Below are 9,800 nucleotides of genomic sequence, written 5' to 3' on the forward strand. Positions count from 1 at the left end.
CGGACCCGGCGGCGATCCTCGACCCCGCCGGCGACGAGCTGCTCGCGCCGCTCGGCACCGTGCTGCGCGGCGATGCGGCGGCGCGCCAGGCGCGCGTGGACGAGGCCGTGGCCGCGACGGACGCGACGCTCGGCGCGCTCACCATCGCCGCCGGATCCGACGTCAACCTGATCGCCTCGCGCGGCGCCGTGCCGGTGACCGTGCGCAACGACCTCGACGTCGATGCGACCGTCACCGTGGCGATGACGTCGTTCTCGCCCAACCTGCAGGTGCGCGAGACCCCCACGGTGACCGTGGCCGCCGGCACCGCGGAGTCCGTCCTGGTCGAGGTCGAGGCCGTCTCCTCCGCCAACGTGACGGCCAGCATCGTCCTGCGCAACCCCGATGGCGTCGCGCTCGGCTCGCCCACCCTGATGTCCGTGCGCGTGCGCGCGGACTGGGGCAACGCCGTGACCGCCTTCTTCACCGCCGGCCTGGTGCTGCTGCTCGTCATGGGGGTGGTGCGCACCGTGCGCCGCGGCCGCAAGGAGACGCGGACGGGACCTCGCCCCGAGGACGACGCCGCCGCGGACGAAGCCTGACGTGGCCGACGAGCCCTCGGCGTCCCCCGAGCCCACGGACCCGGCGCAGCCGGCGCGCCCCCGCCGATCGCTCGGACGCAACACCCTGGTGATGGCCTCGGGCACCTTCGTGTCCCGCGGGCTGGGATTCGCGCGCAACGCGATGCTCGCCGCCGCGATCGGCGTCAACGCGGTCGCGGCGAACGCCTACGACGTGGCGAACAAGATCCCGAACGCGCTGTACGCGGTGGTGGCGGCGGGCGTGCTCAACGCGGTGCTGGTGCCCCAGATCGTGCGCGCCTTCCGCCGTCACGACGGCAAGCGCACCGTGGACCGCATCGTCACGCTCGGCGTATTCGGCTCGCTCGGGCTCACCGTGCTGCTCACCCTCGCCGCGCCCGTGTTCGTGATGCTCTACACCCAGGGGTGGACGCCCGAACAGCGCCAGCTGGCGATCGGCTTCGCGTTCTGGTGCATCCCTCAACTGTTCTTCTACAGCGTGTACACGATCCTGGGCCAGGTGCTGAACGCGCGCGAGCAGTTCGGGCCGTACATGTGGGCGCCGGTGCTCAACAACGTCGTGTCGATCGCCGGCCTCGCCGTCTACCTGGGCATCTACGGCCGGTACGCCATCGACCCCGACATGCTCGCGGGCGCGGCGGCGGACCCCGGGTGGACGCCCGAGCGGATCGCGCTGATCGCCGGCACCGCGACCCTTGGCATCGCCGCCCAGGCGCTCATCCTGATCTGGCCGCTCCGCCGTGGAGGCTACCGCTGGCGGATGGTCTGGGGCGGCCCCAAGGGCGAGCTGCGTGGCGTGACCACCGTCGCGGGCTGGGCGCTGGGCGCCGTGCTGCTCGACCAGGTGGGCGTGGTGCTCGCGACCCGCGTCGCCTCGGGCGCGAACCCCGGCGGGATCGACCCCTCGATCGCCGGCAACGCCGCCTACTTCAACGCGATGATGCTCTACCTGCTGCCGCACTCGCTGGTGACGGTCTCGCTGGTGACCGCCCTGGCCACCCCCATGGCGCGCCACGCCGCGGCGGGCGACGTCGCGTCGCTGCGCGCGAGCACGGTGCGCGGCATGCGCATCGTCACGGTGTTCGGGCTGTGGTCCACCGCGGTGCTCGTCGCGCTCGCCCCCGCCATCGTGCGGATCGCGCTGCCGGTTCAGCCGGCGGAGGAGGTCATGTCCGTCGCGTACGTCCTCATGGCCCTGGCGTTGGGGGCCGCACCGCTGGGCCTGCTCTCGGTGTTCAAGCGCGTCTTCTTCGCGCTCGAGGACGGCAAGGCGGTGTTCTACATCCAGATCCCGGTCACCATCGCGTGGGTGGGCGGCATTCTGCTCATCCAGGATCGGCTGCCCAACGCCTGGTGGACCGCGGGTGTCGCGCTCGCCCTGAGCGTGTCCAACGTCGTGGGCGTCGCGCTACGAGCCAACGGGGTCCGTCGCCGCGTGGGCGGGCTCGACGGACGCCGGGTGGCTTCCATGGCGGCGCGCGCCATCCTGGCGGCGGGGGTCACCGGCGTGCTCGGCTGGTCGCTGCTGCGCTTCATCCCCGCCCCCGACCCGGCGGACATCGGCCACAGCCTGATGGTCGCGGTCGCGGCGCTCGCGGTCCTGATCCCACTGATGGGCCTCGTGTACTGGGCGTTGCTACGGCTGATGCGGGTCCCCGAAGCGCGGGACCTGGTGGCCCCGATCACCCGCCGTCTCCGACGCCGCGTACGATAGTCCCGGCAGAGGGACCGGGGGTGGCGAGCGGGTGCAAGCGGGCACGGTGTTGGGTGCACGTTTCACCCTGCTCGACCGGATCGAGCACGACATTCCTGGTATCGAACGCTTCGATGCTCACGACCAGCGGCTCGACCGCCCTGTGGTGGTCGATCTGGTCCACTCCGCCTCCGCCGCCGCCGTGCGACAGCAGGCGACCCGCGCGTCGCGGCTGCGCGACCCTCGCCTTGCGCGCATCGTCGCCACCGGCAGGGAGGCGATCGACGGCGTCGAGGTGACGTACGTCGCCGTCGAGCAGGTGCCCGGCGCGGTGCTCGACCACGTCCTTGCGACCCACCGGCTCGACAGCCGCCGCGCCATCGCGGTGGTGGGCGGGGCCGCGCGGGCCCTGGCCGCGGCCCGCGGAGAGGGCCTCTCCCACGGATACTTGAGGCCCGCCGCCGTGACGGTCACCGAGCGCGGCCGGGTGGTGGTGAGCGGCGTGGGCATCGACGGCGAGGCCGCCTCCCAGGCACAGCTGGTCCCGACGCCGTCGGAGGCGGGAGACGCGCGTGCGCTCGCACTCATGCTCGTGCATGCGCTCACCGGCATCGTCCCTGTCGAGGCCACTCCAGACGACCTACCGGACGGGATCCCGGGCTCCGCAAGGACCCTCGCCGTCGACGCGCTGCGCGGCTCGGCGCCCGCGTCTCTGGGCGCGGTGGTCGACGCCCTCTCGCCGTTCGACGCGCGCGCCTTGGTGGGGTTCACGGATGCCGTCGCGACGTTCCCGCCCACCCCCGCCGTCGCCCGGGCCACCGCCGCGCGCGCCGCCCGTGACGCCGAGGAGGCCGAGCGTGCCCGGCTCGAACGGCTCGAGGCGTCCCGCGCGCTCATCGCCGCGGAGACGCTTGCCGCGGCCGTCCACGAGGCGGACGAGGCGGTGGCCGAGCAGGTGGCCGATCCAGAGCTGCGGGCGACGATGCGCAAGGCCGAGGAGTTCCGACACGAGCGCGCGGCGGTCACCGAGCAGATGCCCGTGGTGGCCGGCGTCGAGGGCGACCTCGACGGTGAACTCGAGGTCGCCCTGGACGCCGCCCCCGTTCCCGTGGCCGCCGCGGACCCGGAGGAGGCTCCGGCGGACAAGTACGAGGCGAACTTCGACACCCTCGAGATCATGGTCGCGTCCCAGAACGTCACCCGAGACCAGGGCACCTGGGAGCTGGTGCTCGAGGCGTGGCACCGCCGCTGGCCGCGCTCGGCGACCGTGGCGCGGAGCCTCGCGAGGGCTCGCGCGCGGGCCGAATTCGGGGGCCCGCTCAACGGCGGACGGGTGGTCATGGTTGCCGGCGTGCTGGCGGTCGCCGTCGCGATCGCACTCGCGCTGGTGTGGCTGCAGGCGCCGCTCAGCCCCGACATCATCATCGAGCCGGACCCGTCGATCATCCCCAACCCTGGGGTGACCGAGACATCCACGCCCGTCCCGTCTCCGAACTCTTGACGATACCCGGGCGCTCATCGCGTCCGAGGGGGGAACATCGGACCCCTACCATCTGTTCATAGGACGCCGGCCCCGAACGCAACGGAAGGGGCCATCGATCAACCGAGGAAGCACCGTGAGCGACACCCGCACCGTCATCATCATCGGATCCGGCCCCGCCGGATACACCGCCGCCATCTACGCCGCGCGCGCAGGCCTCGAGCCGCTCGTGATCGCCGGCTCCATCACCGCGGGCGGCGCGCTGATGAACACCACCGAGGTCGAGAACTTCCCCGGCTTCGTCGAGGGGATCCAGGGTCCCGAGCTCATGGAGACCCTGCAGGCCCAGGCCGAGCGGTTCGGCGCCGAGGTGATGTTCGACGACGTCACGGAGGTCGACCTCGCGGGCCCCGTGAAGCGGGTGGTCACCGGCATGGGCAAGGAGTTCACGTCGAACGCCGTGATCCTCGCCACCGGCTCCGCATATCGCGAGCTGGGGCTCGAGGACGAGAAGCGGCTCTCGGGCAAGGGCGTCTCCTGGTGCGCCACCTGCGACGGCTTCTTCTTCCGCGACCAGGACGTGGTGGTGGTGGGAGGCGGGGACTCCGCGGTCGAGGAGGCCACCTTCCTCACGCGCTTCGCGCGCAAGGTCTACCTGGTGCACCGCCGCGACGAGCTGCGCGCCTCCAAGATCATGGCGGACCGCGCCAAGGCCGATCCGAAGATCGAGTTCGTGTGGAACAGCGAGGTGGTGGGGCTCGACGGCGACACGAAGCTCTCCGGGGTGCGGGTGCTCGACCGCGTCACCGGCACGGAGACCACTCTCGACGCCACCGGGCTGTTCGTCGCGATCGGCCACGAGCCGCGGTCTGAGCTGATCACCGGCGTGATCGACACCGACGCAGCGGGCTACGTCCTGGTCGAGGGTCGCACCACCGCCACCAACGTCGACGGGGTCTTCGCCTGCGGCGACCTGGTCGACAGCCGCTACCGCCAGGCCATCACGGCCGCGGGTTCGGGCTGTGCCGCCGCGCTCGACGCCCAGCACTTCCTCGACGCCCTGGCCGATGCCGCATCGTCCCCCGCGGCCGCGGAGCCGGAGCAGGACGCCCCTGCCGGCGACACCACGGTTGCACCCGCCGCGGCCCCCGCGGCCGCACTGCCCACCTCGCCCGTGCCCGCCACCGTGGACACCTTCCAGCAGGAGGTGCTGTCCTCCGAGGTTCCGGTGGTGGTGGACTTCTGGGCCACCTGGTGCGGCCCGTGCCGCGCCGTCGCGCCCCTGCTCGACGAGCTGGCGGAGGAGTACGCGGGCCGGCTCAAGGTGGTCAAGGTCGACACCGACGCCAACCCGCAGCTGGCAATGGCGTACGGCGTGACCTCCATCCCCACCATGAGCTTCTTCCGAGCGGGCGAGGTGGTGAAGTCCGTGGTGGGCGCGCGCCCCAAGCCCGCGCTCGCCGCGCTGTTCGACGAGGTGCTCACGTAGCGCGAGTCGCTCGCGCCGGCCAGGGTCCAGGCCGCCCACCGCTGGACCCGCGCGCGTCTGCCAGACTTGCGCCATGAACGACGGCACCCCCACCCCTCGCGAGGGAACCCGCCTCGACCCCTGGTATGGGTCGTACGCGCAGCGCGCGCATCAGATGCGCGCGTCCGAGATCCGCGCGCTCTTCGCCGTCGCCAGCCGTCCCGAGGTGGTCTCACTCGCCGGCGGCATGCCGTTCATCGGTGGCCTGCCGCTCGAGGAGCTGGGCGAGATGACCCGGCGGATCATCGTCGAGCAGGGAGAGGTGGCCCTCCAGTACGGGTCGGGCCAGGGAGACGTGGGACTGCGCGAGAAGATCCTCGACGTGATGGCCCTCGAGGGCATCTCCGCCCACCCGGACGATGTGGTGGTCACCACGGGCTCGCAGCAGGCGCTCGACCTGGTCACCAACATCTTCATCGACCCGGGCGATGTCATCGTCGCCGAGGCGCCGTCGTACGTGGGGGCGCTGGGAGTGTTCCGGGCGCACGAGGCCGATGTGGTCCACGTGGCCATGGACGCGCACGGGCTGATTCCCGAGGCCCTCGAGCAGGCCTTGGCGAGGCTGAAGGCGGCCGGGAAGCGCGTCAAGTTCCTTTACACCGTGCCCAACTTCCACAACCCGGGAGGTGTCACGCTGTCGCTCGAGCGGCGACCGCGGATCCTCGAGATCTGTGAGCGCTACGGCGTGCTGGTGCTCGAGGACAACCCGTACGGGCTGCTCGGGTTCGACCACGAGCCCCTGCCCGCGATGCGGTCGATGAGCCCAGAAGGGGTGGTCTACCTGGGGTCTTTCTCCAAGACGTTCGCGCCCGGGTACCGCGTGGGGTGGGCCGTGGCGCCGCACGCCGTGCGCGAGAAGCTGGTGCTCGCGTCGGAGGCCGCCATCCTGAGCCCGTCCAACGCATCCCAGATGGCGATCAGCACGTACCTCGAGCACTTCGACTGGCAGGGCCAGATCAAGAAGTTCCGCGAGCAGTACCGTGACCGGCGCGACGCGATGATCTCCGCGCTGGGCGAGCACATCCCCGAGGCTTCGTGGAACGTGCCCGACGGTGGCTTCTACGTGTGGGTCAAGCTCCCTGACGGGCTCGACGCGAAGTCGATGCTGCCGCGCGCCATCACCGCCCGCGTCGCGTACGTCTCCGGCAGCGCGTTCTACTACGACGGCTCCGGCACGGACCATCTGCGGCTGTCCTACTGCTTCCCCACCCCGGACCGGATCCGCGAGGGCGTGCGCCGCCTCTCCACCGTGGTCGACGCCGAGCTCGAGACCGTCCGGATCTTCGGAGCCTCCGGCGGCCGTCGCGGCGACTCCGTCGACTTCCCGTCACCCGACCTGTTCTGACGTCTTCGAAAGGACCGCACGCCATGCACGCACTGATCCTGGCCGGTGGGTTGTCGCACGAGCGCGATGTCTCGATCAGAAGCGGACGGCGGGTGCAGGAGGCGCTGCGAGGGGCCTTCGACCAGGTATCTTTGCGCGATGTTGACACGGAATTGATTCCAACTTTGCGATTCGGGGGCGTCGACGTGGTGTGGCCCCTGCTTCACGGCTCGTCCGGCGAGGACGGGTCGCTCCAGGCCCTGCTCGAGCTGGTGGGGGTGCCGTATGTGGGCACCACGTCGCGAGCCGCACGCGTCGCCTGGAACAAGGCCGTCGCCAAGGCCGTCATGATGCGCGCCGGCATCGACAGCCCCGACTACGTGACACTTCCGCAGTCCCTGTTCCGCGAGGTGGGCGCGGAGCACGTGCTCGACACCGTCGTGGCGCGATTCGGGCTCCCCGTGGTGATCAAGCCCGCCCGCGGCGGCTCCGCGCTCGGCATCTCGATCGTCGAGGACCGCGACGATCTGGCGCGCGCGATGGTCCACTGCTTCGCCTACGGAGACGTGGCGCTGATCGAGCGGGCGGTCAAGGGCGTGGAACTCGCGATCAGCGTGGTGGGCACGGGCGACGATGCGCGGGCCCTCCCGGCCGTCGAGATCGCCGTCGAGGGGACGTACGACTACGACGCCCGGTACAACCCGGGGCGGGTGGAGTACTTCGCCCCCGCGCGGCTCACGCCCGAACAGGCCGAGATCGCGGCGCAGGCCGCGCTGACGGTCCACCGCACCATGGAGCTGCGGGACCTGTCCCGCGTGGACCTCATCCTCGACGCCGACAACCGCGCGCAGGTGATCGATATCAACATCGCCCCTGGCATGACCGAGACTTCCCTGTTCCCTCAGGCCGCGGAGGCCGCGGGGCTCGACCTCGGCACGCTCTACCAGGAGCTTGTCGACGGCGCGGCGGCGCGCGGGCCGGTCGCGTAGCCGCGCGGGCGCCACGCCCGTGGCGGCTCGGTCAGGCGTCGGTGCCGAAGACCCCGGGATCCCCCGGGTCGATGAGCCCGATGATCCGGTTGAGGTCCTCGACCGTGGCGAAGTCGATGGTGATCGAACCCCTGGCGCGGCCCAGCTTGACGGTCACGCGGGTGTCGAAGCGATCGCCCAGGCGGCCGCCCAGCTCGTCCAGCGCCGCGGTCCGTCCCCCGGCACGCACGGCGCCGCGCTTGGGCTTAGGGCCGTCCACGCCCAGCGTGACGGCCTCCTCGGTGGCGCGTACGGAAAGCCCCTCCGCCACGATGCGCGTCGCGAGTTGCTCCATGGCCTCCGGGCTGTCGAGGCCGAGCAGCGCGCGGGCGTGGCCGGCGCTCAGCACGCCCGCTGCGAGGCGCCGCTGCACGGGCGCGGGTAGCCGTAGGAGCCGCAGCGTGTTGGTGATCTGCGGACGGGATCGTGAGATCCGTGCGGCGAGTTCGTCGTGCGTGATGCCAAAGTCGTCGAGAAGCTGCTGGTACGCCGCCGCCTCCTCGAGCGGATTCAGCTGGCTGCGGTGCAGGTTCTCGACCAGTGCGTCGCGCAGCATCGCCGTGTCGTCGGTGGACCGGACGATCGCGGGGATCTCGGTGAGTCCCGCCTCCTTGGACGCCCGCAGACGCCGCTCGCCCATGATGAGCTCGTAGCCCGACCCCTCGGGGTTGGGCCGCACCACGATCGGCTGCAGGACGCCGATCTCCTTGATCGATCCGACGAGCTCGGCGAGCGACTCCTCATCGAAGACCGTGCGGGGCTGCCGGGGGTTCGGGACCACGGCGTGCGGGTCGATGTGCGCGAACACCGCGCCGGGCACGGGCACCAGTTCGCCGTCTTCCGAGAGCTCGGTGATGGTCGGGAGTGCCATCGTCGACGTATCGGAGAAGAAGAGGTCGCGGGGGCGGTCCTGAATGGCCGTCTCGGCCTCCGTGGGGATGAGCGCTCCGAGGCCGCGGCCCAGGCCCCTGTTCGGCTTGCTCACTGCTGCTCCGCTCCTGCGGCGCCGCGCACCGCGATGTCACGCGCGATCGCCATGTAGGCCACCGCTCCCGAGGAATGTGGGTCGTGGGTGATCACCGTCTGCCCGAACCCGGGCGCCTCCGACACGCGCACGGACCGGGGCACGGTCTGATCGAGCGTCTCGTTCGGGAAGTGCGAACGCACCTCCCCCGCCACCTCGCGCGCGAGGTTGGTGCGGCCGTCGTACATGGTCAGCACGATGGTCGACACGTGAATATCGGGGTTGAGGTGCTTGCGCACCATCTCGACGGTCTTCATCAACTGCGTGAGTCCCTCCAGGGCGTAGTACTCGCACTGGATCGGGATGAGTACCTCGTTCGCGACCACCATGGCGTTCAGCGTCAGGAGACCAAGGCTGGGTGGGCAGTCGATGAAGACGTAGTCGAGGTCCTTGCCGGCGCCCGCCAGCAGGTCGTGGATTGCGCCGTGGAGCCGGAACTCGCGCCTCACCACCGAGACGAGCTCGATGTCCGCGCCGGCGAGGTCGATGGTTGCGGGCACGCACCACAGGGTGTCGACCTCGGGACACCGCTGCGCCACCTCCTCGAGCGGGGTGTCGTCCAGCAGCGCCTCGTAGATCGACGGGGTCCCAGAGTGGTGGTCGACTCCCAGGGCGGTCGACGCATTGCCCTGGGGGTCGGCGTCGATGACGAGAACCTTCGCGCCGCGCTTAGCCAGGGCGGCGGCGACGTTGACGGAGGTGGTGGTCTTGCCCACCCCTCCCTTCTGATTCGAGACGGCGATCACCCGGGTGCGGGGCGGGAGGGGGAAGGAGGAGGCCTCGAGGGCGCGGCGCGTGCGCTCAGTGGCCATCATCTCGGCCGCCAGGGGGCTGTCGTCATCCGCGGAGAGGCCATCGAAGGGATCGGGTGTTTCACGTGAAACATCGGAATCCTCGCGCCCCGGTCCATCGTCGCGGAGCCCCGGCCCATGCGTTCTGTCGAGCGACACGCAGATCCCCTCTTGTCTCCCCCGGGCCGCGCCCAGGGGGTCGAGCCCGTCACCATGTTTCACGTGAAACGGTCGTCGCGCGCGGCGCCCGGCGAGGCGCGCCGGCCCGGGTCGCCCCGGTCGGTGACCGTCCGTGTCACAGGCTGACGACTCTACCGCAGGAGCGCATCGCGGGGGCGCCCCCGGAGGCCC

At 71.4% G+C, this 9,800-nt stretch carries 8 protein-coding genes and 1 pseudogene; 7 read left to right on the forward strand and 2 right to left on the reverse strand.

What is annotated here, in order from left to right; translation table 11 throughout:
• The 7 genes and pseudogenes from Q0L54_RS07925 to Q0L54_RS07955 all read left to right on the forward strand — a co-directional run.
• The coding region (locus Q0L54_RS07925; protein ID WP_296666919.1) for a DUF6049 family protein at window positions 1–581 on the forward strand (581 nt) is incomplete at its 5' end.
• A gap of 1 nt (window position 582) precedes the next feature.
• Window positions 583–2,295, forward strand: a complete 1,713-nt coding sequence (gene murJ / locus Q0L54_RS07930) for a murein biosynthesis integral membrane protein MurJ (RefSeq protein WP_296666921.1) — start codon at window positions 583–585, stop codon at window positions 2,293–2,295.
• Between the two features lie 46 nt (window positions 2,296–2,341).
• Window positions 2,342–3,775 (forward strand): hypothetical protein, encoded by a 1,434-nt coding sequence (locus Q0L54_RS07935; protein ID WP_296666925.1) that lies wholly within the window; start codon window positions 2,342–2,344, stop codon window positions 3,773–3,775.
• A gap of 115 nt (window positions 3,776–3,890) precedes the next feature.
• Window positions 3,891–4,826: pseudogene (gene trxB / locus Q0L54_RS07940) on the forward strand (thioredoxin-disulfide reductase); the annotation flags it as partial.
• A gap of 114 nt (window positions 4,827–4,940) precedes the next feature.
• A complete protein-coding gene (gene trxA, locus Q0L54_RS07945; protein ID WP_296666933.1) occupies window positions 4,941–5,243 on the forward strand; it encodes a thioredoxin in 303 nt (100 codons plus the stop codon).
• A gap of 73 nt (window positions 5,244–5,316) precedes the next feature.
• Complete coding sequence (locus tag Q0L54_RS07950) at window positions 5,317–6,627, forward strand: PLP-dependent aminotransferase family protein (RefSeq protein ID WP_296666927.1); 1,311 nt, start codon at window positions 5,317–5,319, stop codon at window positions 6,625–6,627.
• A 23-nt stretch (window positions 6,628–6,650) separates the two neighbouring features.
• Complete coding sequence (locus Q0L54_RS07955) at window positions 6,651–7,595, forward strand: D-alanine--D-alanine ligase (protein WP_296666929.1); 945 nt, start codon at window positions 6,651–6,653, stop codon at window positions 7,593–7,595.
• Window positions 7,596–7,626: 31 nt separating this feature from the next.
• Here the strand turns inward: Q0L54_RS07955 and Q0L54_RS07960 are convergent, their stop codons facing one another.
• Entirely contained in the window at window positions 7,627–8,619 is a 993-nt protein-coding gene (locus tag Q0L54_RS07960; RefSeq protein WP_296666931.1) for a ParB/RepB/Spo0J family partition protein, read from the reverse strand.
• Window positions 8,616–9,473 (reverse strand): AAA family ATPase, encoded by an 858-nt coding sequence (locus Q0L54_RS07965; protein ID WP_366937949.1) that lies wholly within the window; start codon window positions 9,471–9,473, stop codon window positions 8,616–8,618. The genes Q0L54_RS07960 and Q0L54_RS07965 overlap by 4 nt, the downstream gene beginning before the upstream one ends.
• Window positions 9,474–9,800: the final 327 nt, after the last annotated feature.

The sequence above is a fragment of the Demequina sp. genome, from assembly GCF_024642165.1.
GTDB lineage: Bacteria > Actinomycetota > Actinomycetes > Actinomycetales > Demequinaceae > Demequina.

Bases quoted from the DNA above. Each gene is read 5' to 3' on its own strand.
- Q0L54_RS07950 (WP_296666927.1), top strand. From the start codon at position 5,317: ATGAACGACGGCACCCCCACCCCTCGCGAGGGAACCCGCCTCGACCCC.
- Q0L54_RS07955 (WP_296666929.1), top strand. From the start codon at position 6,651: ATGCACGCACTGATCCTGGCCGGTGGGTTGTCGCACGAGCGCGATGTC.
- Q0L54_RS07965 (WP_366937949.1), bottom strand. From the start codon at position 9,473: ATGATGGCCACTGAGCGCACGCGCCGCGCCCTCGAGGCCTCCTCCTTC.